We start from the raw sequence: 26,643 nt of genomic DNA, 5'->3' as shown, positions 1-26,643 counted from the left end.
CGCTCGTTTAGACCTCTTTATATAGAGTTCATCACACTTGTATGCAACCTGATCATCCTTCCGGCCCTCAATTTCAGTTGGGTAGCTGGCGCTTAGGTATTCCAACCTATATTTATGCCGTTGTGTTTTCGTCGTTCTGTGTCATCATGGGCCTACTCTGGGACATCATGTGGCACATGAGTATCGGTCGCGACGGCCTTTTTGCGCCCCCACACCTGGTTATTTATCTGGGGGCTGTGGTAGGTGGCCTGTTTTCCGCCTACAAGATTCTGGATCTAACGTTACGTAAAAATCACCCTGGTCGGCCAGAGGCCATACCCTTTTGGGGTGTTTTCTACGGACCGCTGGGCGCTATGTTCTGCGTATGGGGGGCTTTGGCCATGCTGACCTCGGCCCCTTTCGACGATTGGTGGCACAATACCTATGGTCTTGACGTACAGATCTTAACACCCCCGCATACCATTCTGGCTATTGGTATCATGACCATGCAGTTAGGAGCCATCGTTGGTGTATTAGCACTTCAGAACCAGTATCGAAATTCAGTACAGACACTTGAGACGAGTCAGGCTGGTCAGCAAAGTACCCGTTTACAGTGGTTGTTTGCGGTTGCGGCTGCCCTGTTGCTTTGTATGATCTTTACGCTGGCGTCCGAATCGATGGGTATGCGTGAGACCCATCAGTCGAGCTACTACGCAACGGCCGCTATCGTCTTTCCGTTTTTTCTGCTGGCCGTAGGGCGGGCTTCTTTGTTACGCTGGCCGATTACAGCCGTAACGGGCATCTATATGCTGGCGTTGGTTCTGCCTAGCTGGGTAATCCAGTATCTTCCGGCAACTCCCCGACTTGGGCCGGTTCTGAACCCCATTACGCATTACCAGCCGTTCCACTTTCCGATGTTGCTGATTGTACCGGGCTTCGTGCTCGATTGGTTGATGCACCGATTTGAAGCCGCCGAAACAGGTCGTCGAAAATTGAACGACTGGTTTCTGGCTGCCATCTATGCCGTGGCCTTCATGGTTGTATTACTCATTTTTCAATGGCCTTTTGGGGAGTTCCTGACCAAGTCTCCCTGGGCACGTAATGGCCTTTTTCTATCGTATTCCTGGACCTACGAAAGTCCGCCCGACTGGGAGTACCGGTACGATTATGGCCCGTGGAATATCCAGACGCCCGTTGAGTTTGCCATCGGTTTTGGTAAATCATTGATCTACGCGTTTCTGTCGGCGCGGGTCGGTTTAGTATGGGGCAACTGGATGAAGCGGGTAGTGCGGTGAACAATGAGCGATAAGCGGATAAACTATGAAATTCAACTCAATAAAGGCTACTAAACGTCATTTGTGCATGCCTAACCGTGCAAAATGGCTCGTGCTACTTATTCTCTCACTCATTCATTGGTTCGCTCTTTCACCTTTCTCCAACGCCCACGTGGGTAGTTCGGGGGTGATCGTACAAAAACAGGTGGGTAAGTACCAATTGTTAATCAGCATTAATCCACCCGATGTGGTGCCCGGTACGGCCATCGTTACGGTTTACGTAGAGCAGGGTCGGGTGAGCAGCATTGGAGCCCGGCCCATTTATTTTAGATCAGGCGATAAAGGGGCTCCTACGCACGATGTGCTGCAACCCGTTGGCCAGAACCGGTATCAGGGCGATTTATGGCTGATGGACTCCGGTTCGTCAAGCGTTGAATTAAGCATCGATGGCCCCGATGGCAAACAGCAGGTTATTGTACCGGTAATGGCAATAGCTACCGCCCTGCGTGATATGCCCGAAGGAACTGGCGTTGGACTAGCCCTTATGGGGCTCTTGCTGATTGTGATGCTAATCACGATTGTAGGAGCCAGTAATGCCGATGGTGTTTTAAAACCCGGTCAGCCGGTACCGGTCACGCTGGGGCGTCGGCGCTGGATTGGTATGGTAGCGGGTTTGCTGGTGATTGGTCTCATCTTAACCGGATGGAGAGCCTGGTGGACAAGTACAGCCGAAAATTACCGGGATGTGCAATTGTACCGGCCAATGCCCATTAAAACGGCTGTTCGGGTCATGAATGCGCAACGGCAACTAACGATCCGGTTCGATACAGGTGCTGCTCGGAGCGTACGTCGGCTATACAGTTATATGTTGCCCGATCATGGGAAACTGATGCACACCTTTCTGGTCAGAATTCCCGGTCTAGATGCCTTCGCGCATCTGCACCCCAACCGTCGGGATACCCTGACCTATGAGGTTGCCCTGCCTCCGTTGCCGGGGGGGAAGTATCTGGTCTATTCGGATGTTGTTTTTCGGAGTGGTTTTACTGAAACATTGACCGATACGATTGACGTGCCTTCGCTGAAAATTAGTGCCGAAGCAGCCGCAGCCGCTAAACCAACCGACCCCGACGATAGCTGGCTGGTAACCGAACCGATGGGCGTGAAAGCCAATGCCGTGAACCTACCGCATTTAGACAATGATATGGTTGTGTGTGGCAAACCCAGCGCCACCTGCAAACTGAGCGATGGGTCGACTATGCTTTGGATGGATAAGTCTGGCCAAGTATTGGAAGCAGATAAATTATACACGTTAAAATTTGCCGTAGCGGATGCACAGGGAAAAGCGGCCCCTCTGGAGCCGTATCTGGGAATGCCTGGCCATGCTGCCATTTTGCGTTCCGATGGTACGGTTTATATTCATTTGCATCCAGTTGGGACCTATTCGATGGCCGCCGAAAACTCGCTGGTTACCCGCATCGCCGATACGGCCCGTACGTTTCACTACCCTGATGCTGTTCACTTCCGCGATAGCATTGATGCCTACGTGAATCGACTGAAAACGATGCCGGAGGCTGAAAAGAATCAGTTGCTGGCGGCTGGTATGCCCACCATGAATCATACTATGAAAACGCCAAACATGGTTGAATTTCCATATGCCTTTCCGCGAGCCGGTCATTACCGGATCTGGGTGCAGATAAAACGGAATGGCCAGGTGTTAACAGGCGTTTTCGATACCCAGGTAAATGACCCCTTGTTATAAGATTGGTTTTATGGCATTCTATTTACGGTAGCTGACGCGAACCACCCTCATGCGTCAGCTACCGTAAATAGAATATCGTAACCCATTAACAATCAGATTCTGTTAGCTAAGCCAATCTCTTTTCTGAAATTTTTTTGACAGTAAGACTTGACAACCGAAGAAAACTCCCTAAATTTGCATCCACAATTCGCCGAAAGGCAATTACGCGAAAGTAGCTCAGCTGGTAGAGCGCGACCTTGCCAAGGTCGAGGTCGCGGGTTCGAACCCCGTCTTTCGCTCTACAAAGAGGCACCGAACCCGGTGCTTTTTTTGTAAAATGCCACTTTTAGTGGATGAATGCCGGGATGGCGGAACAGGTAGACGCGCCGGACTTAGTTCTTTGATATTTTTAGTATTATTCGTATGTTGAGAACATAATCGTTTTCAATAGTATGGCCCGTTACACTTTCGATGCTTCTTTTGAAGAGAAGATCGTCGATGTGTCCGAACTGCCATGCGCTTACGGATAATTACCGAGCAAAGAATATCAAAAAGTTGAGTGCCCGACAGGAAACTGTCGGAGTAGAACCGCTTAAATTCGGGGAAACCTTATCAGTGATGATTGGCAATCCCGAGCCAAGCCTGTCAATGAATTAGTTGACATGGAAGGTGTAGAGACTTAATAGGTGGCACCTACGTTTTGATACTATCAAAATAAGGTGAAGAGAAAGTCCAGACCACAAATCTTTACAAATGGTAAAGAGCAACGAAAGTTGTAGTTGGTATGAAAATCCTGTGGGCCTTACGGCCCGTGCGGGTTCGATTCCCGCTCCTGGTACTAGAAAGCCCCTGTAATCGCTTGAAATATGGCGGTTTGCAGGGGCTTTCTGCTTCATGAAACATTACCGAAATTAATCTGTGATTTCTCTCAATAGTTATTCACCAGAAATTTTCAAGTGATGTTGATATGGAACTACTGATCAGTCCCGCCTTCACTAGGCCTATAATGATGAGCAAATACAGAAGATGATAAGCTATCTAAGAGGCTAAGGCTTGGGAAGTGATATCAGTTCATCCAATAGCTTTATTACACCTGTATTCGGCTTAAAGAATTGTTAACCCTTAAGGTGGGTGATATACGCTGGCAAACCAACACCATCTTAGTGCCTGCCGATGTTTCCAAGAATGGCCAGGCTGAACCAGTTGACATATCTCCTGGCTTAACAGAGGTTATAGCAAACATGAACCTGATAGGTCTACCCTCAGAATGGTACATTTTTGGCAACCAGGGTAAAGGGGTATGGAGGAATTACTGTGACCCTAAACCAGGGCCAAAAGCAGTAGGGATAAACTTTTTTTTCGAATTTTATCGGATACGGCTGGATGAGTTAGGAATTGGCAAGAACTATACACTGTATGCCTGGAAACACACTCACAATGTGCACCTTTACATGCAGTATAGAGACCTGTTGCGGCTCATGCGACATAACCGACACACAGACCCCAAAGTGACAATGAAGTACTTGCGCTCATTTGGAATTATACTTGACTCTCAGCTTGAGGATGAGAGAAGGATATAGCTAAAATTAATTGTTGCAAGTGTGATTTCTTTTCCATTACCCTTGCACTATGAATAATCGCCGTCAATATCAACATCAAATGCAAAGCCAGTACTGGCTTTGTAGGGGTGTGACTATTGACTAAGGTATAAAGACTTTTTTCGTAGAGAGCCCCTATCTGACTTAATCTGATAGGGGCTTTTTCTGTTTTCTCGGGGTGGTAGCTCAGGGGTTAGAGCATCGGTTTCATAAGCCGAAGGTCGCCGGTTCAACTCCGGCTCACCCTACATATTGGCGCTCGGCAACGCGGGAGAGTTGCAGTAGACTGTAAATCTGTTCCTTTGGGTGAGTGGGTTCGAATCCCTCAGTGCCAACTACACATCTGTCGTCCAGTGGCTAGGATATCGGTCTCCAAAACCGTTGACGGGCGTTCGAATCGCTCCAGGTGTGCCAGATTTGTAAACTACAAGGGTGAAAAATAGTCTCTGTACACAGCCATACAGTTATAGCCTGTGCCCTTGTAGTTCTACAAATTGTATTGTCCTGTAGCTCAGTTGGTAGAGCGCCTGAATTTGGCTCAGGAGGTATCAGGTTCGAACCCTGACAGGACATCGAGTATTTTATATTGGGGTATCGTTCAGAGGTAGGACGGCTGAATCTGGCTCAGCAGACTGTGGTTCGAATCCATATATCCCAACTGTGTCAGTAGCTGAGTGGTAAAGCGTCGGCTTGTGGTGCCGTTGATCGTCGGTTCGATTCCGACCTGACACCTATTTTTATGACTGATTTGCCAAAGTGTTAAGGTAACTATTTATAAAGAGAAGTGGGTGCCTATTTTCTATTATTAACTGAAGTTACGCAGCCTTACCTAATAGAGTAGATTGATTTTTGAGGCTGTTAAGTTCGCTCATGGCCAATTTCATCGCATTTAGAGTCAGCAGCGTTTTTAAGGCAAAATGATTTTTTGAAGTGGATAACCGTAAGGCTTCCAACTTGACGTAAGCTAACAGGGATAAAAAAAGATGATTGCTTTGAGAGCGTATGGTGTGGGCCGGAGAACGACCGTAGCCGGTATTAGACTTGACCGATTTGTGGAATTCTTCGATTTTCCAGCGACGGGCATACTGCGTCTGAATGCTAGCCGTATCAGCCGTCAGATCATTGGTGACCAGATAGAGCACCCCCTGCTCACGATCTCCGTCTTTGAAGACCTGCTTGGTTAACAGTAGTGGAACATCCACCCCCGCTACCCAAACGGCAAGGCATTGATGCGCTTCGATCGCCAACGAGCCAATCGGCTGATACCGCCCCTGTTGCTGCCGGGCCGCCGGTGCGGTCAGTCTGCGAAAGAGCCACCTTTCGGTTGCTTTTCAAGGGCATGATAAATTGTTGTCCAAGGCCAGCTATATAGTTGAAATTTTCACTTGAGGAAAACCAACTGTCGGCTAGTATGTACTTGAAAGTAAGCTTATTGAGTAAGCATTGATGAATTAAGCGCCGGAACCGTTCCTGTTTGCCCGTGGTAGATACCCACTTGGTTTTAGCCGTCTTGGGGTTGGTCAGGAGCTGGTCTTTTTCAATTAACTCATAAGCTACGGGCAAGGAAATGGTCTGAGTTGTATAGAGAGCCGTCAGTTGATTAATTCCTTTCAGGGCTGTCTTTAGGCAGTGGTCGTAATGAAAACGAATGAGTGGGTTGGTATCCATGTAGGGCTTGGGCTCAACCGTATCATCCAGGGTCAGCACGGCATTTGGATCGGTTATCTGCTGGAGAAAGGGTTTCACCACCTGCCAAAGCTGTGGGGAGCCATAATCTAGTTGATGCAGGCTACGGGTAATGGCATCATGCGAGAGTTTTCCCTCCACTAATGTGGATAAACCAGTAGCCGTAGTTTGGCCTTGATTGACTAACAAATAGTCGGAATACAGATCAAAAACGGGAGAAACAAAGCGCATGAGCAAGTTTTTCTTAAATTTAATCAATAGGCTGGCAGTCTAAAACCAGCTTGCGTAACATCAGTTATTAATTCTTCATAAGACCGTTATTTCTACAAGAAAAAAACGTTGTCAAAATTCACGCTTATAGTTAAAGTTCAAATTCCTGATTATAGCGACATAAGGTAATAAGCCTTAATTAGATGTAAGCCCTGCGGTAAAAATTCACAATGCTAATAAAACTACCGTTTGATAAGTCCTTTAAAATCAGCATGTAATATTTTGCGATCATTATCACAACAGTTCCTTCTATTGACTTTTTTAAAATTCATATAGCAATGGGTCGCATAATTCAAGTAACTACTGCTAGTAATGAGGATGGCCGGTTGGAAGTATTTTTTCTTCAAGAAACAGAAGGTACATCAGATCTTACATCTCCACAAATTTTTCACTATTGGCAAACGAGGGCCAATAATGGATGGGCCGGTCCTGCGCAAATAAATACAACTATTGGCGCTAAACAGATGGTAGTAGAAAAAAATCAAGATGGTCGACTTGAGTTATTTTATGTTGGATTGGATGATGCAATTTATCATAAGTGGCAAACTGTGAAAAACACTCAAAATCCTGCCCAATGGAGTGCTGATCAAGCACTAACAAATTTTGGGAGAGCTTATCTCAACAGTTATCAGCCAATTACTGTAAAACAAAACCAGGATAAACGACTAGAATTGTTCTACGTTGCTAGTGACAAGAAAATTTACCACCAATGGCAATCTATTCCGAATGCTAAAATGAACGAATGGAGTGGTGAACAAAAGTTCATTACTTCAGCTTTAAATAATTTTGAGGGTAAATACATTACAGTAGGAAGTAATGCTGATGGACGGCTTGAATTATTTTTTCCTAATGAATTTGATTCAAGCGCATTATACAATCGTTGGCAAACGGTAAAGAATACCCAAAATCCCGCACAGTGGAGCGCTGAGAACCGACTTGGTAGTAATGACCTTGCCGTCTTCTTGACTGTCGGACAAAATCAAGATGGTCGGCTTGAGCTATTCTATATTGGTACAAATTCTGCTCTTTATCATAAGTGGCAAACGGTAAAGAATACCCAAAATCCCGCACAGTGGAGTGCTGAGAACCGACTTGGTAGTAATGACTTTGCTCAAGATATTGTCATTGGTCAAAATGAAGATGGGCGACTTGAGTTATTTTACGTTGGTCTTAATAATAACATATATCATCGATGGCAAACTGTCAAGAATACTCAAAATCCAGCACAATGGACAGGAGAGCAATCGTTTCATATAAACGTTCAAAACCAGCGTCATGGAAGCATTGCAATTGGGAGCAACCTAGATAAGCGACTTGAACTATTTTATATTGGTGAAGACCATTCTCTATATCATATCTGGCAAGTTGCTAAGAATGGAGGGTGGTCAGCTCCCGCAAAGTTTTAACGAGTGTGAAGAATTGTAATGTATTATGGCTGTTGTAACCAATCTGTTTTTATCACAAATGGAAATAGAAACAGATATGATTTTCAAAATGCTCATTTCATTAGTCTTTACTGTTAGTTGATTATTGAAGGAATCTTGGCAGTAGGCTTGCAAAAATATATTTGCTTGAAAGAGGCACTTACTGTTTCTCGTGTAGAATTTGTTTCCTATTTGTTACTCGATATGTATAATTTATTGTTATTCAATTAGTTATGATGGAGTTTTGTACCCGCTCCTGGTACTAATAATAAAGCTCTGGAAAAGTAGTTCCAGAGCTTTATTATTGTAAGAGCCTAGGGTTGCTAGCTGGCTGAACGAGTAACGATAATATAGTCCTGATAAAAGGACGTTCCCGACTTTCCCTGTATACGAATTCGATTGCTGCCCGCATTCAATGAAATAGTCATATTGTAGGTACGTTTTCCGCCATCAGTTCCCTCTAAAGGAAAATCCATGGTTGTGGCCGAATTTACAATGATAGTGGCTGTGCCCGGCGTCTGAGAATTGGTTTGATAGCGGATAGCCAGATTATAATTAGAAGCTGTAATGGGGGCATCGGTTATTGCATAAAGCAGATAATCGCTACTGGTACTATAAGGTCCCTTCAGGTTATTATCGCCCGGTTGGCCTGTATAAGTGCCTGTGCCCGTTGCGTCTTCTGCCTGTATTTTTTGCGAAAAAGCGGCACCTGGTCCTGTGCCTGGTTTGATAAGAGGAGGGCGGGTTCCAGCCGGAATTATGGCGCCATTATCTACAGTAAGTGTAAAACTGCCCGCACTGGCGGCTGCCTCGAAAGCTGCCTGACCATCACTGGTTAGCGGATAAACGTCGGTGTCACGTGTCGTCGTTGCCTGATAAATCTCCTGCCCATCGCTGCTGCGCCGAATTCTGACAAGTTGAGTGCCGATTGCCATACTAATTTGTCGATTAAATAATTGGTTCCATTCGTTAGTTTGATTCTCTATAGGTATGGACGTATAGGAATCTCATGCTGGGTTTAAAATGAATTGGACGGTATCAAGGCTGCTGAACAGCCGGTGTAAATAGGTTTGGCTTACTATGATATAAGCACTTGTATCAGGGATGAAATCGTCGTTCAAGCTATCGCATATGTGCCAAGAGATACACTCAGATAAGCTAAACGATAGTATGTTTATTTATTTATGTATTGGTAAACTAATATTTGTAAAAGTGTGGTATGCTGAAATTGAATTACTGTTGACTAGAAAGAATAGTTGATTAATACACAGCTAAAACCGGGCCAAAATTGATGATAAAGAAAATTTGCTATAATGTTATGAATTTTAATAATCGGTAACATGAAATAATTAAAATTGCTAAAGTGGCCTCAAACGCGACGAATAGGCTAGTTAACGTTTATAAACACTATTATTTAGATGAGCACAACTTGTGGATAGCTGTTTGGCGAGATGTTTGCTTGTAGTTTCAGCGATGGGTAATAGTCAACCTGTTAAGTATTTTACATATCTTAATATATACTCATAAACTAGTCAGGTATGCGTATAATTATATCGGCTTTTCTTTTCTTTCTCTCAGCGAAAACGTTAATGGCGCAGAATAGCTATGTGGCTAACTCTGCAAATACATCCCTACCTGGCTCGTATAATACAATAGCAGGTCCATCGGCCGGTAATGGGTCAATGCAGGGGAGTAATAACTCATTTTTGGGTTTTCAGGCAGGCCAAACAACTACACAAGGGTTTGAAAATACATTCGTAGGTAGTGCTGCCGGGAAATTTACTACGTTAGGGGCTGGGAATTCTTTTTTTGGTAACCGTGCTGGTACGTCCAATACCACCGGAAATTATAATACGTTCCTGGGCTCATTTTCTGGCCAGGCTCTTACCAGCGGCAATCGAAACACCTTTATCGGGTACGAAGCGGGGTTTTCTACGCTTACAGCCAGTTTTAATGTTTTTATAGGAAACGGTGCTGGCCGAACCAACACCATTGGCTTCAACAACGCGTTCGTTGGCAATAATGCGGGCTATTCGAACGAAAGTGGGTTCTCAAATACATTTATGGGAGCCAATGCGGGCTATGCCAATACAAGCGGATCGGGTAATTCGTATGTTGGTTACCAGGCAGGTAATAGCAACACGACCGGGTCTAATAATACCTTTTTCGGTAGCTCAGCGGGTCAGGCCAATACGACAGGGGCCAACAACACCTTTTTGGGTGGAGGTGCCGGAAGCCTGAATACAACCGGCTATCAAAATGCCTTTGTTGGTTATGCAGCCGGGAATAATGTTACGACCGGTTATCAGAACTCATTTCTGGGCTACAACGCTGGCCTAAACACGACGACGGGTACTGGAAATACATTCATTGGCAATGCTGCGGGTCAGGCTAACACCACGGGTGGGGGTAGTACCTTTTTAGGCAGCAGTGCCGGTTTCTCAAATACGGTTGGGTTAAACAATACGATGATTGGTATTAACGCTGGTTATAGTACAGTTTCGGGCAACTTCAATGCGTTCATTGGTGCGTATGCCGGACTGAATAACTCGACTGGCTCACAAAACGTGTTTATCGGTAACAACTCGGGCTACACGAATACAACCGGTTTTGGAAACCTGTTTATCGGTAATTCGGCTGGGTATAACAACACAACTGGTGATAGCAATGCGTTTATGGGTAGTAATACGGGCTCATTCAATACAACCGGAGTAGGAAACACATTTCTAGGTATTGCCAATGGGCTGGGTAATACTACGGGGTCGAATAACGTATCGGTTGGTCTGCGAGCGGCCAATAAGAACCAAACCGGTAATAAGAATGTGATGATTGGCGACAGCGCCGGTTTTAATAATACCGTGGATGGCAATGTAATGCTAGGGTCTAAAGCTGGTTTTGCGAACCAGACTGGCAAACGAAGTACCTTTATTGGCTATCAGGCTGGCCTTAACGCAGTTGCCGATTCAAACACATTTGTTGGTTATCAGGCTGGCTATCAGGCAACGTCTGGCAAAGGCAATACCTTTTTTGGCGTGAACGCAGGACGCAATATCACGACGGGGTCGAACAACACGATCATTGGCAATAAAGCAGGGCCTGCTTCGATCAATTCCGACGATAATGTGTACATTGGCTTCAATACAGGGCAGCATGATAAAGGTTCCCGCAACACCTTTTTAGGTACACAGGCTGGGGTTATGCTGGCAGCCAATAACGAACCACTGACCAATGCGACCGCAATTGGGGCTGATGCAACTGTGGCGGTGAGCAATGCTGTTGTATTAGGCCATAACGCCAATGTAGGCATCGGCACATCGGCTCCTATGGCTCGGCTTGAGGTCGTCAGCGAAACGGCTGATGCCAGCGGCCTTCGATTGACACAGTTGACTGACAAAAGCCCTTCCGCTTATTCAACGAATCAATTTCTAGCCGTCAACGGACAAGGGGATGTGGTGAAGGCCAACTATAAGCTGCAGGTTAATCATCCGAACGAATGGGCCGACATTGTTTTCACGCATACGTATTCACTCCGGTCGTTGGCGTCCGTGGAGAAATTCATCCAGCAAAATCATCACTTGCCCGAAATACCATCGGCCGAACAAATGGCGGAACAGGGTATAGACCTGTCTAAGATGAACGCCCTATTGCTGAAGAAAATAGAAGAATTAACGTTGTACAGCATTCAACTGGAAAAGAATAATCGTAATCTGGAGGATGCAGATAGAAAGCAACAGATTGCCAATCAGCAGCTTAAAGCAGAGGTAGGTGAGCTGAGAAAGTTGGTGATGAAGCAACTGGCTAAAAAGAGATAAAACGGTAGCTACTAGATTCAAACAAAAAAGGTCCTGACTTCAGGACCTTTTTTGTTTGAATCTAGTAGCCGTTATAAGGAGCCTGCTACCAGTAGGGTCAGGAGTTGGTTAGGCAACACTTTTCGGGCAAATCGCTTAAAAAGTTGATTGGAAAATTATTTTTTTGAACGGGGCTGTCATCGTCCTGCCATGACTCGTTTGAAGCCGGGGATTTTACCGGATAATAACTTTCGCGTATAGCTTTACCTCGTTTGCTCTTTTTGCCAGATTCCTTATTGTCCGTTTTGTTTTGATTTGTATATTTGAAATCGTTGGCAACTATGCAGTAAGGACAAAACGTTCATATTGACTACTTTTTGAGCTTTTTTTGCTGGTTGCTCAACAACTGATCCACCCGAGTTTTCAATCAACGTGTTCACCTTTTGCTGTCGTTCTGACCAGTCCGAAAGGGTTGGGCCAGAATGCTATAGTCTGCATGAAAGTTTCGCCTTTACAACCGTTTCAAATCGTGTATTCGTTGCTGGATCACGAATTTTTAGGCTACCTGATTGAGGCCTTTGTGGTCCAGCGGAATAGCCGGGGTGAACTTACGCTTCAAAATCAAACCTTATCGACGCAAAACGTAGGTGAATTTGCCAAAGGTCTGGATGAACGTGATTTTGAACTGGTGAAACTCATTGATAGTATTCAGCAGGATACCATTGTTAAGAAGTTTAATACCCGCAAATTGCCTGCTGTCGATTTCTTTTTGAAAATATACGACACCCAGAAAGGGGATAAACTAGTTCAGGAAGCCATCGGTAGTTATCTCGAAACGATAAAGGCGCAAATTATGGCGCTGATGCCCGGCAGACCATTTTACATTATGGGCAACGATGGCAATCCGGCCTGGCAGCCCATTACTTGGATGCCTGAGCCGGCCCGTGTTCATTTTCACTTTGTTCGTAACGCCGATGCAACGCATTATTTTCCGATCATCCGCTACCCACGACAGAACGCAGCGGGCGAGATGGAAACGGAACGCGTCGAATTCCAGTTTAAGGATGCGCTGATGATCTGCGATGAGCCTGCCTATATGATGGTGGGTAATCGACTGTACCATTTCAGCAAGAATGTTGACGGGAAAAAACTACGTCCATTCTTTACAAAAAACCATATTATCATTCCCCGTAATATTGAACAGCAGTATTATGAACGCTTTGTAGCGCAGCTCATTGCCTCCTATGACGTATATGCCAAAGGGTTCGAAATCCGGGCTGAAGTTCTGGAGCCAACCCCGGTGCTAACCGTATCAGAAATGGTGCAGTCGAGCCGGTCGGTTTCAGTGCCGTTATTCCAGAATGGAAGTGGTGGTGTCGATACGCTGGAGCAGGATGAAGAATCCGACCAGCGCATTGTATTCGATCTGGCGTTTCAATATGGCAACTTTACATTCCGGTTCGACAGTTTTGGCCCCTCGGCCAATGTGAGTTTAGAAAAGAAAGGCGATGAATACATTTTTCATAAAATCCGTCGGGATCAACGTCTTGAAAAACAAAAGTTAACCTTTCTGCGCGATTCAGGGCTCGATTTGCGGCATGGGCGAGTAACACTCCCTAAGTCTGACGCATTTGCCTGGCTTTCCGATCATAACGAACAACTTCAGGATGCAGGTTTTCAGGTTCGGCAGGACGCGCAGAATACCAAACGCTATTTTCTGGGCTATTCCAGTATCGACGTATCGATTCAGGAAGGCCGCGACTGGTTCGACATTTATGCAAATGTTCGCTTTGGTGAGTATGAAATCCCATTTCTGAAACTGCGAAAACTAATTCTGGCCAAGAAGCGGGAATTTACCCTGCCCAATGGCGAGGTAGCCGTTATACCGAGTGCCTGGTTTACGAAGTATTCGGAACTGTTTGGCTTTCTCGAACACCTGGATGGAGACGGCTCAGTGGATGGAAGGTTGGTATTACAAAAACACCATCTCGCTCTGGTAGAAGAGCTGGAACGGGACAGCCTGGCCACCACAGTGATCAGTCGGAAGCTGGAGCGGTTGCGCAACTTTGAGGAGATCGAACATTTTCCGTTGCCTATCCGATTCAATGGGACCCTGCGTCCTTATCAGCAGGCTGGGTACGACTGGATGAATTTTTTGCGTCAGTACCGGTTTGGTGGTTGCCTGGCCGACGATATGGGGCTTGGAAAAACCGTGATGACGCTGGCTATGCTGCAAAACCAGAAAGAATCAGGCGCAACCGAGCCTAGTTTGCTGGTTATGCCGACGTCGCTGCTCTACAACTGGGAGCTGGAAGCGCGTAAGTTTACGCCCGATCTGCGGATCATGGTGTATACGGGTACATACCGGGATAAAAATACAGCCCAGTTTGATGACTACGACCTGATTCTAACCTCGTATGGGATCGTTCGAATCGATATTGATCTTCTGAGCGACTACCGGTTCAATTATGTGATTCTGGATGAGTCGCAGGCAATCAAAAATCCGTCCTCGCATATCACCCGAGCCGTAATGCAGCTAAACACAGCAAATCGGCTTATTTTGACCGGTACGCCCCTCGAAAACAGCACGATGGATTTATGGTCGCAGATGTCATTCATCAATCCGGGGCTGTTGGGTAGTCAGTCGTTCTTCCGAAATGAATTTCAGATACCGATTGAAAAACGACACGACGAATCCAAAACCAGTCGACTCTACAGTCTGATCAAGCCGTTTATGCTTCGCCGAAACAAGTCGCAGGTGGCTACTGATCTGCCCGAAAAAGTCGAAAGTATACTCTATTGTGAGATGACACCCGATCAGGAAGCACAGTACGAAGAAGCAAAATCATACTATCGTAACCTGATTCTGGAGCATATTGAAGAGGAGGGCATGGCGAAATCGCAGATGGTCGTATTGCAAGGTCTAACCAAGCTTCGTCAGATTGCCAACCACCCGCGTATGGTCGATGCCGAGTACGAAGGTGATTCGGGCAAACTGGATGACGTAATTATGCGTTTGGAAAGTGCTATGACCGAAAATCATAAGGTGTTGGTATTCAGTCAGTTTATCAAGCACTTGAACGTTGTGCAACACTACCTGAAAGAGAAGCGAATCAAATATGCGTATCTGGACGGTTCAACCACCGACCGGCAAAGTCAGGTCGAGCTATTCCAGACCGACGATTCCGTAAAACTATTCCTGATTTCGCTGAAAGCCGGTGGGCTAGGACATAACCTGACCGCTGCCGATTACGTATTCATTCTTGACCCCTGGTGGAACCCGGCCATCGAAGCGCAGGCGGTCGACCGGGCGCACCGAATTGGTCAGCAAAAGACGGTATTTACCTACAAATTCATCGCCAAAAATACCGTCGAAGAAAAAATCCTTTCTTTACAGCGAGCCAAGCAACAACTGGCCGGTAGCTTGATTACGACCGAGGAGAACTTCGTAAAATCCCTCACCAAAGAGGATATTATGGTATTGCTTGAGTAGAAATTTCCATAAAAGTCAGGCATTCGCGGGAAGTTATTGGCTGGCGATAGTTATCCATCAAATACACTATCGTTCACTGTTAAATAACTCAACGTATGAATGTCAAAAGCGTATTCGGCATCATTCTGACCTTACTAGGGTTGGCTGGCTTGATCTACGGCGGAATTGATTTTACAAGGGGTGGAGTCGCTCAGGCATCGTTTGTGTACCTGATTTTGGGCGGTGTTTTCTTCTTTGCAGGCATCAGCCTGATTCGCGGAACGAAAGCATAACATAAGGGGTAAAAGGAGAAGGGAAAAAGCAAAAGGGAGAAAGGAGATCAGGACTTTACAGATCGACATCCTTTCTCCCTTTTGCTTTTTCCCTTCTCCTTTTATCGTAAATACACCCCCATGCGCTCGGAATCACTGAGCACAACGTCTACATGCTCAGTTAAGGTGGTGCTTAATTCATAGCCCTTATAATCGGCGGCTACCGGATAGCGGGGGTGATTCCGGTCGATCAGAACGGCTACCTGTAGTTTACGAATCGGTACGCTCAAAAAAGGCTGTAAGCTGAACGCCAATGTTCGGCCAGTATATAACACATCATCGACAATAACGACTACTTTATCGCTAAAATCAGTGGCCGAACCCTCATGATGAACCGTAGGTTGGGCTACCGATGTTTTATCCAGATCGAGCCGGATCAGGTCAACAGATAAAGGGGTAATGGTTTGCAATTCGCGTGCCAATGCCTGCGCCAGTGTGTACCCTTCACCCGCGATGCCAGCCAGCAGCAACGCCGTTTCGTCAAAATTATTTTCGTAGATCTGGAACGCTATCCGTCTGATTTTCTGATGGATCTGTGCAGAATTAAGGATAAGCGTGGGTTGAGCGATGTTCATGCGGGAATCGACAATCGAAATTTGGATGTAAAGATGATAAAAAAGCGGTTAGCGAACGAAATAACAGCTAAGGTTGGTGAGTTGGCATAGTTTTCGCCATTAGTCCTACTAAATACAAGCTGATTTAACCGACTATGCACACGATTGTCAGTCTTATAGTAAGCCTTTATATCTGGGTACTACCCGGACCTTCCGTAACTGAAACCGATATTACACAAACTGTAGGCGTATCGTTGCGAAGTGGAGATGCCAGTCGGCTATCGGCCCGCTTTGCAAAAACCATTGAATTAGTCATTGATACCGAAAACGTCGAATTTTCAGCCGTTCAGGCTACGCATGCCGAATTGATCTTACGCTCCTTTTTCCGGAAATACCCGCCCCAGAGCTTTCAGTTCGTATACCGGGGGGCTTCGGATCATCTGCGCTACAGTACAGGTACGTACAAAGCCGATGGGCAAACGTTCTCGGTGTATGTGCTCATGCGTCAGACGGGCAATCAGACATACGTGATCAACGCGCTTCATTTTAGAAAAGAATCAACCGTTGTTAGTCGCTAGGCATCAGCACATCTATCAATTCATCGGCTACTGACACGATTGACTAACGACTGACGACTTTTACCTGTATCTTTGCACTTTCATGTAGAGGTACTATGATTGTTAAGACCAAAAAATACGCGTTAGACCAAAAAACGTACGTAAATATTGCCCTTCGTCAGTGGGTTAAAGAGAATTGGAAATGGGCTTTTGTTCCCCTCGCGCTCATTCTGCTGAATGTCGTTCTGAACCTGACGAACGTTTATCCAAACTACTGGATCTACATTGTCATTGTGTTGCTAACGGTTTTGTACGTGCTTTTCTGGGCCGTGCAGATCACGGGAATCTCCCAAATGGAGCAAAGCAAAGCCCTGTTCGATAAGTACGTGTATGAGATCGACAGTCGCCAGATTCTGATGCGGATCAATGCGAAAGAGGGCGGTATTCTAAAATGGAACCAGATCGATAGCGTTATAAAAGATAAAGAAGCTTATATCCTGTTTCTGAACAATGCCGACGCTATGGCAAATGTGAAAGCCAGCTGGATTGCCAAAACCGTAACGAAAGGCCTCTCCAAAGCACAGTTTATCTACCTGCCGTTCAGCATCTTTACCAGCGATAATGACCTGCGGTTTACCGAAGCGCTTCTGAAGCGTAAAGGATTATTGGCTGGCGGAAACGTTCCGGCCGAAACTGTTAAGTAGCTCGTTATAATATAGTGCCCATATAGAGCCGCAAAGAACACAACGCCCTGCTGTAGACAGGTTTCGCTGTGTTTTCTGTGGCTCTCCCTTTATCAATAAACTGAAACGCATGAGAAAGCTGCTCGTTCTAGCTCATCTTTTTGTTCTATCTATAGCCGCTAATAGCCAGCCGAAAAAACCGGTGACCCTCGATGATATTTGGGGACGTAATGCCGGTGTTTTCACCCAGCAGACTGTCGACGCTGTAAACTGGATGAAAACTGGTGGTTTTTATACGACCCTCGATGGCAATAAGGTAGTCAAATTTGCCATTACGACGGGCTCAGCCGTTGAGACGTTACTGGACGGACGACAAGCGACGGTGGCTGGCAAGCCAATCAATATTAGCGATTATCAATTATCGGCCGATGAACGGAAGCTATTGCTGACCACCGACGAAGAACCTATTTACCGCCGATCCAGTAAAGCAACGTTTTATGTCTATGATCTGGCTACCAAAGGGTTGAAGCCGCTTAGCCAGGGTGGAAAGCAGCAATACGCAACGTTTTCGCCTGATGGCAAACGGGTGGCTTTCGTACGAGACAATAACCTGTTTGCAGTTGAGCTGGCCACTGGCAAGGAAACCAAACTAACCATCGATGGCAAGCGGAATGCCATTATCAACGGAGGAGCCGATTGGGTGTATGAAGAAGAATTCAGCATGGCACGTGCTTTCGAATGGTCGCCCGATAGTCGGCGGGTAGCCTGGATTCGGTTCGATGAGAGCCGGGTGCCCGAATACGACATGCAGCTTTGGGGAGGGCTTTACCCGGTCGAATACCGCTTCAAGTATCCGAAGGCTGGCGAAGCCAATTCGAAAGTGTCGGTTTGGATCGCCGATGTGGTATCAGGCAAAAAGGTAATGGCTCAGACGGAAGCTGGTTTGGCAGACAATGATATTTATCTGCCGAGAATTCAATGGACGAAACTAGCCAATCTGCTCTCCATTCGTCGGATGAACCGGCTTCAGAACCGGCTCGATTTGCTGCACGTGAATGCCACCACCGGCCAATCGACGGTTGTACTGACCGAAACCAGTCCTACCTATGTCGATCTGGAGTTCACCGACGACCTGACCTACCTGAACGATGGCAAGTCGTTTATCTGGACTAGCGAACGAAGTGGCTACAAGCACTTGTATCTGTATAATCTGAGTGGCAAACTCATCCGTCCGATTACTACCGGCAACTTTGAAGTTATAACGGTATCGGGGATTGACGAAAAAACAGGGACAATCTATTATGTAGGTACCGAGCAATCGCCACTTGAACGGCAGTTGTACCAAATCGGGATTGATGGGCAGCGCAAGCAGCAACTAACAACCCTGGCAGGTACCTACAAGGCAAATTTCAGCCCCGACTTTTCCTATTATCTGCTCTATCATACAGCCGCCGATTCGCCCGTAAGGGTCAGCCTGCGCGATACAAAATCGACCAATGACCTTCGTGTGCTGGAAGCCAATGAGGCATTGAAAAGTCGATTGGCAACCTATGCTATCGCCCCCAAACAGTTTTTTCAAACCAAAGCGGCTGATGGTACTCCGCTCAATGGCTGGATGATTCGCCCGGTAGCATTCGATAGCACCAAGAAATATCCGGTGTTGATGTTTGTGTATGGTGGGCCGGGCTCGCAAACCGTAAAAAATGATTGGGAAAGCCGCGACTTTTTCTGGTACCAGACCCTGGCTCAGAAAGGTTATGTTGTTGTATCGGTCGATGGTCGGGGTACGGGAGCACGCGGAACAGCGTTTCGAACAGCCACTTACGCGCAGTTGGGCAAGCTCGAAACCGAAGACCAGATTGCTGTAGCCCGTCAGCTTAAAACCCTCCCTTCTGTTGATCAGAGTCGCGTTGGGATTTGGGGATGGAGTTATGGCGGTTACATGACCGCTTTGTGTATGACGTTAGGGGCTGATGTGTTTAAAGCCGGAATCTCGGTAGCGCCCGTTACCAACTGGCGTTTTTACGACACCATCTACACAGAACGATACTTAAAACGTCCACAGGAAAATGCATCAGGCTACGACGATAACTCACCGGTAACGCATGCCAGCAAACTGCGCGCCCCTTATTTGCTCGTGCATGGTACTGGCGACGATAATGTACATTTTCAGAATTCGGTGGCGTTCGAAAATGCCCTGATTGCAGCCGGAAAGCAATTTCAATCGTTTTACTATCCGAACCGCAACCACGGTATTTACGGTGGCAACACTCGTTTACATCTCTACCAGATGATGACGGATTTTGTCGAGAAGAATTTATAATAGAGGAAAAAAGCAAAAAGGAAAAAGGAGAAAAGAAAGTTGATCTGTAAACTCCCTTTCTCCCTTTTTCCTTCTCCCTTTTCCCCTTTTGCTTATGCCCTTCAAAAACATACGAGTTGGTGTGGTGCAGGCGACTCCTGCGCTGTTCGATCTGGAAAAGAGTGTTGATCTGGTGATCGACTGGATTGGAAGGGCGGCTGAGGCTGGTTGCCAGTTCGTCTTGTTTCCTGAATCCTTCATTCCCTGCTATCCACGTGGCTTAACGTTTGACGCGATCGTTGGTCGCCGAACCGACAAAGGACGTGCTGTGTGGCTGGATTACTGGGAAAATAGCCTGGAAGTAGAGTCCGTTCAAATCCAGCGGATTAGCGAGGCCATAAAAAAAGCGAATGTGTTTGTTGCTCTGGGCATAACCGAAAAAGAACCAGTTGGCGGTACGTTGTATTGTACACTACTTTATTTCGGGAAAGACGGGCGTTTGTTAGGAAAACACCGAAAACTAAAGCCTACCGGTCTGGAACGCTACATCTGGGGCGAAAGTGATGGGAGTACACTGGTCAGTTTCGATAGTGAAGTAGGGAAATTTGGTGGTCTGATCTGTTGGGAAAACTACATGCCCCTGGCTCGCACAGCTTTGTATCAGCAGGGAATCGAGTTATACCTGGCCCCAACGGCCGACGCCCGCGATTCGTGGCAGGCCACCATGCAACATATTGCGCTGGAAGGCCGCTGCTTTGTACTGGCCAGCAATCAGTTCGTACAAAAGACCGACTACCCCGAACGGTATCAGGCTGATCTTGCCGACGAACCAACAATCATGTGTAGTGGGGGCAGTGTGATTATCTCGCCGATGGGTGAAGTGCTTGCCGGTCCGCTCTGGAATCAGGAAGGATTACTAACGGCTGATCTGGATTTTGCGGTATTGGCTAAAAGCAAGTTAGATTTCGACTGCGTGGGTCACTATTCCCGCAACGATGTCTTTACACTGACAGTTGCAAATCAACCTCCTATTCAGAAAATATAAGCCGGTTTATTGGCCAGGAATATTTTCCTGCGGTTTCAACTCTTCGGCCAGCATCAGCCGCGTTTGGGGCAGGCTTTGCGGGTACTCGTCGCGAATGAAGGCAATCAGGTTTTCACGCATATGACAACGCAAATCAAAGGCCGAAGGTGCATCCTGGGCTGAAACCAGCACCCGGACCTGAATACAGGTGGGTGTAGTGTCGGTAACCTGTACGGCAAAGCTATCGCCAGTCCAGAGCGGATCGTTTTCAGCCAGTTCACGCGCCTTTTTTCGGATGGCTTCAACAGGGACGCTATAGTCCAGATACAGAAAAATGGAACCGATGATGGAAGCATCCGAACGAGTCCAGTTTTCAAAGGGCGTTTCCACAAAGTACGTAATCGGCAGGATCAGCCGTCGGCGATCCCAAAGGCGGACGATCACACTGGTCAGGTTAATTTCTTCGATGCGCCCCCATTCTTTTTCAACCACCACGGCGTCGTCCAGACGAATTTGCTGATTCAGGGCTATCTGGATACCCGCCAGCAGGTTGGCTAATGTCTTTTGCGCGGCAAACCCGAGTACGACCGATACGACCCCGGCCGAAGTCAATACACTAAGCCCTACTTTACGACTTCCCTGAAACGAAATGAGTAAGAGCGAAGCACCCAGCACAATGACCAGAATGACGATCAGCCGACGAAAAAAACGTACCTGCGTAACGAATTTACGATGCGATAAATTGGTATCGTTCTTGGTGTCGTATTCGTAAATCAGCCGCTTTTCGCCAACTTTTAGGAGCTGAACAATGAACCAGGTTGTGGTAATCAGAAAGAGGATTTCAGCCGTTTTGTCGGCTACCGGATGCCGACGCAGAAATCGCTCGGATTGGATGTTGGTAGACAGCAGAAAAAACAGAGAGGGGACGAAAACCCAGAATGCCCAGCGCGCATAGATTTTAAGCAGCGATAGCGTTCGGAAGCTACGTCGGCGTACAACAAATCGGATGATCTGTGTGATGACAAAATCGACGGCCAGGCCCAGAACAATGGCAATAATAAGTAAAATCCAGCCCGACAAATCCCGATTCGGTGTATAGCCAAACCAACGGACAATGGCCCGTATCCATATGTCAAGTTGCTGTTGCATGCGGTAGTTGAGTTGCCTGCCTTAGTAACCAGGTTGCAGGCCAATAGTGTTCCGGTTAATGCCAGGTCCAGAGCGGCTGAAAATCCAGATCAGGCAAGTCGCCAATCAGAACGGTTCCGTTTTTCTCGACCCAGGCATGGGCTTCAAATGTATGGCTTTTGCGGACGCCAACGACCAGATCAATGTGTTTATCTTTCCGTAAGAAGTAGGTCAGGGCCAACGCTTGCGGCAGGCAAAAGGCTGACAGTGGCCCACTTACTTTACGAATAGCCTGAATTTCGCGGTCAATCAGTTGACGGGGTGTTTCGGTTGATTTCTCGGCTTTGGTCAGTTTACTATAGAACTCTCTGAATGTTTGGAAGGAAAGGAGCTTAAGACCCAGTTGAATAATCAATACAATAAAAAACGCCCGAATCAGTAGGAACTGGTCCGCCAGCGATAACTGCCAGAATTTCTTAAACCGCTTCCACCAGTTTTTCATGGATCAATTCGTCCAGCAATTGATGCAAATCGTTGATACACGTTTGTTCATCGACGTCAAAATTCGCCATAACCCGTTCTTTAAGGTCGTCAAACGATAGGGGGGACTGTTTGAGAAGATCCCAGACGAAGGTACCAACTTCATTTAGGCCATAATACATACCAGCGGCATGATTGAGAATAATCGTTTCGCCAGCCAGTTCAGATGAGATTTGATTCTGAGTTAATCGATACATACGCTTTACTAATGACTGATCAAAGATAAAGGAATTTATCCGCAAGGGTGGCTTACCGACAGATAATGCCAGCGAACCGGGTGCTATTCAGTATATATAAATAAAAAGGATTATGTCGTATATGATTGATAGATAAGTAGTTAACTTTTGTTTTGGTTGGTTATGGTGTTGTTTGACCTAGGTTGCCGACAGTATCACTAACAAAGATAGTTCGGTTTAAAATTTTATATCAAATGGATTAACGAGTTACTTATTCGCTCACTTAGCTACCATTTTTAAGGGTGTTTTATGAATTTATTTAGTTTTATTTATATTAAATAAGGAACATAAATAAATAATATTAACTGGGACGTCATTGTGAAGAATGTAGATTTATTTTAGAGGGTTAAACGGTTTCTTAAGCACGTAAATTTTTAATCTATTGGCCTATTTAATACCTCATTTCATCATGCAAAGACGTCTACTCTTCGTTTTAACTTTTCTGCTAGTAACGCATGGGCTCTGGGCTCAGGACGTTACGTTGTCTGGTACCACCTATACCCAGACATTTGACGGAATCGCTTCTGGGCTACCCACGGGTTGGTATGCCTATACAGGAGCAACCAGTTCGACATTGGGGGCTTCGGTAACGCCTGCTTTATCGTCAACAACATCGTGGGCTACAGTAACAGGCAATTTTCGGAATGTGGCTTCAGCAGATGGGTTAACCCAAAGTAGCAGTACCGGAGCACAAGGTGTTTCAACGGACCGTGCATTGGCCGTCCGTCAGACGGGAGCTTTTGGCGATCCAGGTGCTGCATTTGCCGTTAAGCTGACCAATACAACGGGTTTACAGGATTTTAAGCTTTCGCTGAAACTTCAGTCGCTGGATGTTACGTCGACTAGAACGACTACCTGGAGTATACAGTATGCCATTGGCAATGCCCCAACATCGTTTACGACTGTAGCTACGCAGGATATTGGAGGGGCGACGTTCTCTAATAACCCGGTTAATTACGAATTTGATCTGGCACTCGATAACATCGCCGATTTTGTCTGGATACGGGTCGTTGCCTTAACGGCTAGCACAGGAAGCGGCAACCGACCCACTACAGGGCTTGACGATTTTACGCTGACTTACTCCTCACTCAACAGCGATCCTCGGTTAGGTGTTCTGCCTAAATCGCTTTCGGGCATGTACTATACCGGAACAGGTCCTTCAGCTTCGAAATCGTTTGTCGCTTCAGGAAAAAACCTCACAAATTCGGTATCGATTGCACCTCCTGCCAACTTCGAAGTGTCGACTGATAATTCCGCCTTTTCAACTAGCCCTATTTCGGTAAATCCTGCGGGCGATGGTTCCTTAAATCAGACGATTTACACGCGTTTGGCGACAGGGGCTTCTACAGGAGCTTACTCTGGCAGCATAACAGTGAGCAGTAGTGGTGTAGCGACGTCAAAAACGGTTGCAGTCAGTGGAACCGTTTTTCCGGCTGGCGATACCGGTCCATGCGGAACTTCTACACAAATCAGTGCGATTCGGGGAGCGACCGATGGTATAACGTTTACAGCAACGGGCCGTGTTACCTCAATCCTAGGCACCAACATTTATATTCAGGATGCTACGGGTGGCATCATGCTCTATACCGGAACAGGAACGACTATAGAACTTCCTGAACTAAGTATTGGTGATGAAATACAGGTAACCGGTGTGCTGGCTACCTATCAGACAGATAAAGAGCTGAAAGATTTCACCGGCTGTTTTGTCAAAACATCGGCTACCAATGCTCCTGTTACGCCTGTTGCAGTGACGGCATCTACCCTCTGTGATCATAAAGGCGAACTCGTAACCCTTACAGGTATTACGTCTTTTTCACCGGCTGGCGCTACATTCACCGGTAATACGAATTACACCCTGACAACAGGTAGTGGAACCGTAGTGATGCGGATTCAGAACGGAACGGATCTGGTGGCAGCCACTCGCCCTAGTGGCACCGTTGATATTACGGGCGTAGTGAGTTTGTTTAATGGCGTTTGTCAGCTATTGCCTCGTTCAACAGCCGATGTGCCAGGTTCTACACCAAATACCGCTTCGTGTCCTGGAGTAGGTACAGGTGGTGCCGGCATTTCGACGGACAACACGCTGGATATTACCTGGTGGAACGTAGAGTGGCTGGGTAATACAGGATTTGGCCCTACCAACGAAGCCCAGCAGCAGGATAACGTACGGCAGCAATTGCAAAATATGAACCAGGATATTTACTGCCTGGAAGAGGTTACGGATCTGACCAAATTGGATGCTATTGTTGCCACCTTAAATGCGAACACAGGAAAATCGTACACCTATACCTGTGGCGCCGATCCAACCCGGAATCCGCCTATTTACTATTCGCACTGGTTCGATGATCCTGAAGTGTCAGGCGATGCCACGACATATGGTCAAAAGGTTTGCTTTGTATATAATACGGCCGTCGTATCTAATGTCTCGGCTTCACAAATCCTCACAGAAGGAGCAGGAACGAGTGCGTGGGCTTCTAACCGGTTTCCATTACTTATGAACTGCGATGTGACGATCAATGGTGTCACAAAGAATTTCAAACTGGTTGGGGTACATGCTAAGTCAGGTTCGGATGTATCGTCGTATAACCGCCGTATAACGGACTACACGTCGTTAAAAACCTATCTTGACAATACTTATCCAACCAGTAATGTCATGATCATGGGTGATTTTAACGACGATGCTGACCAGTCGATTTATGTGGATGCGGCCACGAGTAGTACGGCTGTTTCATCGTTCAACAACTTCGTAACCTCGGCCGACTATACAACCATTACGAAGCAACTCAGCACCTGTAATATTTCGAGTACGGCATCTTACCCGGATATTATCGACCACCTGGTTGTTTCGAACGAAATCAGTACAAACGGATCGTTCCCGGCCAGCGGCATTGCCTACATCCCGAACTCAGTTACGGCGGTGCGGCCCATCGTTGGCGGCACAACTACCTCGGATCACTTCCCGGTAATGGCCCGCTTTCAGTTTGCCAGTCCTCTTTCGGCAACGTTAGTAGCCAGCACGTCGGCGGTCTGTTCGGGGCAGCCTGTTAATCTGATTGTGACTGTCAATGGTCTCAGCAGTGGCGATACCTACAGCTACACGGTGACCAATGGGACCAACAGCACCACAACATCCGGTGTATCGACGTCATCTACCTTCGCCAGCGTGGTTCCTACGGTGGCAGGTTCCTTTACCCTGACCGTATTCTCTTCGGCTAGCGCCAGTGCTACGGCCATAAGCGGAAACGTAGCGATCGATAGCCCAATTTCGGTTGTGGCTGGCGCTTCATCGGCTACCACAGCGATTGGTGGAACGGTTAGCCTGACTGCCAGCGGGGCAAGTACGTATCAGTGGAGTGCGCCTGCTGGTGCAACGCTCGACGCTACAACCGGATCGCCTGTTTCGGCTACCCTCACGAGTGTTGGTGTACAAACCTTTACGTTGTTAGCCAGTCAAGGTAGCTGCACACAGACGGCATTAGTGAGTGTAACGGCAACAAACGGTCCTGATATATCACCAACCCTTGTATTACCCCAATCGAATTTTACAGCTTCCGCTCCTGATAACGTGAGAAGTTTTGTGGTGAATTTGTTTGAAGTCGGCTACCATTCTACCTCAATGGGGCAGGTAACGATTACAATCAGCGCACCGACAGGCTACTCACTTACGTTCAATGGTGCACAGACATCTATCGATGTATCGGGTGGAGATAGTAATGTATCAGTTGATAACCAAAACTGGGATGTGACCAGTAACCTGGATGGGCAGCAGATTACGTTAAAAATGAAAGCGGGTCAGTTCATGGATGCCAACACACAACGTAATGTGGGCTTCAGCCTGACCCGCACGACGGCTAACTCAGGAAGTACCTCCAACATTACGGTTAACGTGACGGACGATGGTGGATCAGGGTATGATATCAATGCTGGGAATAACGTATATGCCCGTATCATTTCAGGATTATAGGCCTATTGATTCGAGACACTGAGCTGCTGATTATAGCTCATTGATTTATAAATGGGAGACACTCGTTGTTTTATACGGGGTCTCCCATTTT

The 26,643-nt window shown here is 46.7% G+C and carries 18 protein-coding genes and 7 tRNA genes; 18 read left to right on the top strand and 7 right to left on the bottom strand.

The features are described from left to right. Window positions 1-41 precede the first annotated feature (41 nt). The 9 genes from ACYVFD_RS12610 (at window position 42) to ACYVFD_RS12570 (ending at window position 5,321) form a co-directional block, all read left to right on the top strand. The gene (locus tag ACYVFD_RS12610) at window positions 42-1,274 is read left to right on the top strand and encodes a hypothetical protein (RefSeq protein WP_461090447.1); all 1,233 of its coding nucleotides are present in this window, start codon (window positions 42-44) and stop codon (window positions 1,272-1,274) included. Between the two features lie 67 nt (window positions 1,275-1,341). Beyond that, window positions 1,342-3,012 (top strand): hypothetical protein, encoded by a 1,671-nt coding sequence (locus ACYVFD_RS12605; RefSeq protein ID WP_461090446.1) that lies wholly within the window; start codon window positions 1,342-1,344, stop codon window positions 3,010-3,012. A gap of 205 nt (window positions 3,013-3,217) precedes the next feature. Continuing rightward, window positions 3,218-3,290 (top strand) — tRNA-Gly (locus ACYVFD_RS12600). Between the two features lie 1,474 nt (window positions 3,291-4,764). Next, window positions 4,765-4,837 (top strand) — tRNA-Met (locus ACYVFD_RS12595). A gap of 5 nt (window positions 4,838-4,842) precedes the next feature. Then, window positions 4,843-4,924 (top strand) — tRNA-Tyr (locus ACYVFD_RS12590). Window positions 4,925-4,928: 4 nt separating this feature from the next. Continuing rightward, a tRNA-Trp gene (locus ACYVFD_RS12585) sits at window positions 4,929-5,003 on the top strand. 86 nt (window positions 5,004-5,089) lie between these two features. After that, window positions 5,090-5,162: transfer RNA gene (locus ACYVFD_RS12580), tRNA-Gln, on the top strand. A 14-nt stretch (window positions 5,163-5,176) separates the two neighbouring features. Beyond that, a tRNA-Gln gene (locus tag ACYVFD_RS12575) sits at window positions 5,177-5,247 on the top strand. A gap of 2 nt (window positions 5,248-5,249) precedes the next feature. Continuing rightward, window positions 5,250-5,321: transfer RNA gene (locus ACYVFD_RS12570), tRNA-His, on the top strand. A gap of 83 nt (window positions 5,322-5,404) precedes the next feature. On the opposite strand, the gene ACYVFD_RS12565 is transcribed toward ACYVFD_RS12570, so the two are convergent. Continuing rightward, entirely contained in the window at window positions 5,405-5,791 is a 387-nt protein-coding gene (locus ACYVFD_RS12565) for a transposase (RefSeq protein WP_461090445.1), read from the bottom strand. Continuing rightward, the gene (locus ACYVFD_RS12560) at window positions 5,739-6,506 is read right to left on the bottom strand and encodes a transposase (RefSeq protein WP_461090444.1); all 768 of its coding nucleotides are present in this window, start codon (window positions 6,504-6,506) and stop codon (window positions 5,739-5,741) included. The genes ACYVFD_RS12565 and ACYVFD_RS12560 overlap by 53 nt, the downstream gene beginning before the upstream one ends. A 317-nt stretch (window positions 6,507-6,823) precedes the next feature. On the opposite strand from ACYVFD_RS12560, the gene ACYVFD_RS12555 reads away from it, so the two are divergent. After that, window positions 6,824-7,951 carry a PLL family lectin gene (locus ACYVFD_RS12555; protein WP_461090443.1) on the top strand — a complete coding sequence of 376 codons (1,128 nt, stop codon included), beginning with the start codon at window positions 6,824-6,826 and terminating at the stop codon, window positions 7,949-7,951. A gap of 341 nt (window positions 7,952-8,292) precedes the next feature. Here the strand turns inward: ACYVFD_RS12555 and ACYVFD_RS12550 are convergent, their stop codons facing one another. Then, a complete protein-coding gene (locus ACYVFD_RS12550; RefSeq protein ID WP_461090442.1) occupies window positions 8,293-8,904 on the bottom strand; it encodes a carbohydrate-binding protein in 612 nt (203 codons plus the stop codon). Window positions 8,905-9,507: 603 nt separating this feature from the next. On the opposite strand from ACYVFD_RS12550, the gene ACYVFD_RS12545 reads away from it, so the two are divergent. From ACYVFD_RS12545 to ACYVFD_RS12535, 3 genes are all read left to right on the top strand, one after another. Beyond that, on the top strand, window positions 9,508-11,781 hold the full coding sequence (locus ACYVFD_RS12545; protein ID WP_461090441.1) for a beta strand repeat-containing protein: 2,274 nt from the start codon (window positions 9,508-9,510) through the stop codon (window positions 11,779-11,781). Window positions 11,782-12,256: 475 nt separating this feature from the next. Further along, window positions 12,257-15,253 carry a DEAD/DEAH box helicase gene (locus ACYVFD_RS12540; protein ID WP_461090440.1) on the top strand — a complete coding sequence of 999 codons (2,997 nt, stop codon included), beginning with the start codon at window positions 12,257-12,259 and terminating at the stop codon, window positions 15,251-15,253. A gap of 95 nt (window positions 15,254-15,348) precedes the next feature. Next, window positions 15,349-15,525 (top strand): hypothetical protein, encoded by a 177-nt coding sequence (locus ACYVFD_RS12535; protein WP_461090439.1) that lies wholly within the window; start codon window positions 15,349-15,351, stop codon window positions 15,523-15,525. Window positions 15,526-15,626: 101 nt separating this feature from the next. Here ACYVFD_RS12535 and ACYVFD_RS12530 read toward each other — a convergent pair whose 3' ends face one another. Then, on the bottom strand, window positions 15,627-16,139 hold the full coding sequence (locus tag ACYVFD_RS12530; protein WP_461090438.1) for a phosphoribosyltransferase family protein: 513 nt from the start codon (window positions 16,137-16,139) through the stop codon (window positions 15,627-15,629). 134 nt (window positions 16,140-16,273) lie between these two features. On the opposite strand from ACYVFD_RS12530, the gene ACYVFD_RS12525 reads away from it, so the two are divergent. The 4 genes from ACYVFD_RS12525 (at window position 16,274) to ACYVFD_RS12510 (ending at window position 20,705) form a co-directional block, all read left to right on the top strand. After that, on the top strand, window positions 16,274-16,696 hold the full coding sequence (locus tag ACYVFD_RS12525; RefSeq protein ID WP_461090437.1) for a DUF4783 domain-containing protein: 423 nt from the start codon (window positions 16,274-16,276) through the stop codon (window positions 16,694-16,696). Between the two features lie 95 nt (window positions 16,697-16,791). Further along, a complete protein-coding gene (locus tag ACYVFD_RS12520) occupies window positions 16,792-17,379 on the top strand; it encodes a YcxB family protein (RefSeq protein WP_461090436.1) in 588 nt (195 codons plus the stop codon). A 109-nt stretch (window positions 17,380-17,488) separates the two neighbouring features. Continuing rightward, window positions 17,489-19,681, top strand: a complete 2,193-nt coding sequence (locus ACYVFD_RS12515) for a S9 family peptidase (protein WP_461090435.1) — start codon at window positions 17,489-17,491, stop codon at window positions 19,679-19,681. A gap of 94 nt (window positions 19,682-19,775) precedes the next feature. Further along, a complete protein-coding gene (locus ACYVFD_RS12510) occupies window positions 19,776-20,705 on the top strand; it encodes a carbon-nitrogen hydrolase family protein (RefSeq protein WP_461090434.1) in 930 nt (309 codons plus the stop codon). Window positions 20,706-20,711: 6 nt separating this feature from the next. Here ACYVFD_RS12510 and ACYVFD_RS12505 read toward each other — a convergent pair whose 3' ends face one another. The 3 genes from ACYVFD_RS12505 to ACYVFD_RS12495 are packed head-to-tail and all read right to left on the bottom strand — an operon-like array spanning window position 20,712 to window position 22,549. Continuing rightward, on the bottom strand, window positions 20,712-21,833 hold the full coding sequence (locus ACYVFD_RS12505; protein WP_461090433.1) for a mechanosensitive ion channel family protein: 1,122 nt from the start codon (window positions 21,831-21,833) through the stop codon (window positions 20,712-20,714). Window positions 21,834-21,888: 55 nt separating this feature from the next. After that, on the bottom strand, window positions 21,889-22,314 hold the full coding sequence (locus ACYVFD_RS12500; RefSeq protein WP_461090432.1) for a lasso peptide biosynthesis B2 protein: 426 nt from the start codon (window positions 22,312-22,314) through the stop codon (window positions 21,889-21,891). Beyond that, entirely contained in the window at window positions 22,289-22,549 is a 261-nt protein-coding gene (locus ACYVFD_RS12495; protein ID WP_461090431.1) for a PqqD family protein, read from the bottom strand. Before ACYVFD_RS12495 ends, ACYVFD_RS12500 begins: the two co-directional genes overlap by 26 nt. 448 nt (window positions 22,550-22,997) lie before the next feature. On the opposite strand from ACYVFD_RS12495, the gene ACYVFD_RS12490 reads away from it, so the two are divergent. Then, window positions 22,998-26,552, top strand: coding sequence for a DUF5689 domain-containing protein (locus tag ACYVFD_RS12490; protein WP_461090430.1), 3,555 nt, complete (start codon window positions 22,998-23,000; stop codon window positions 26,550-26,552). The last annotated feature ends 91 nt before the right edge of the window (window positions 26,553-26,643 follow it).

Source organism: Spirosoma gilvum, assembly GCF_054776815.1.
This window is presented reverse-complemented; position numbering and strand designations above follow the sequence as displayed.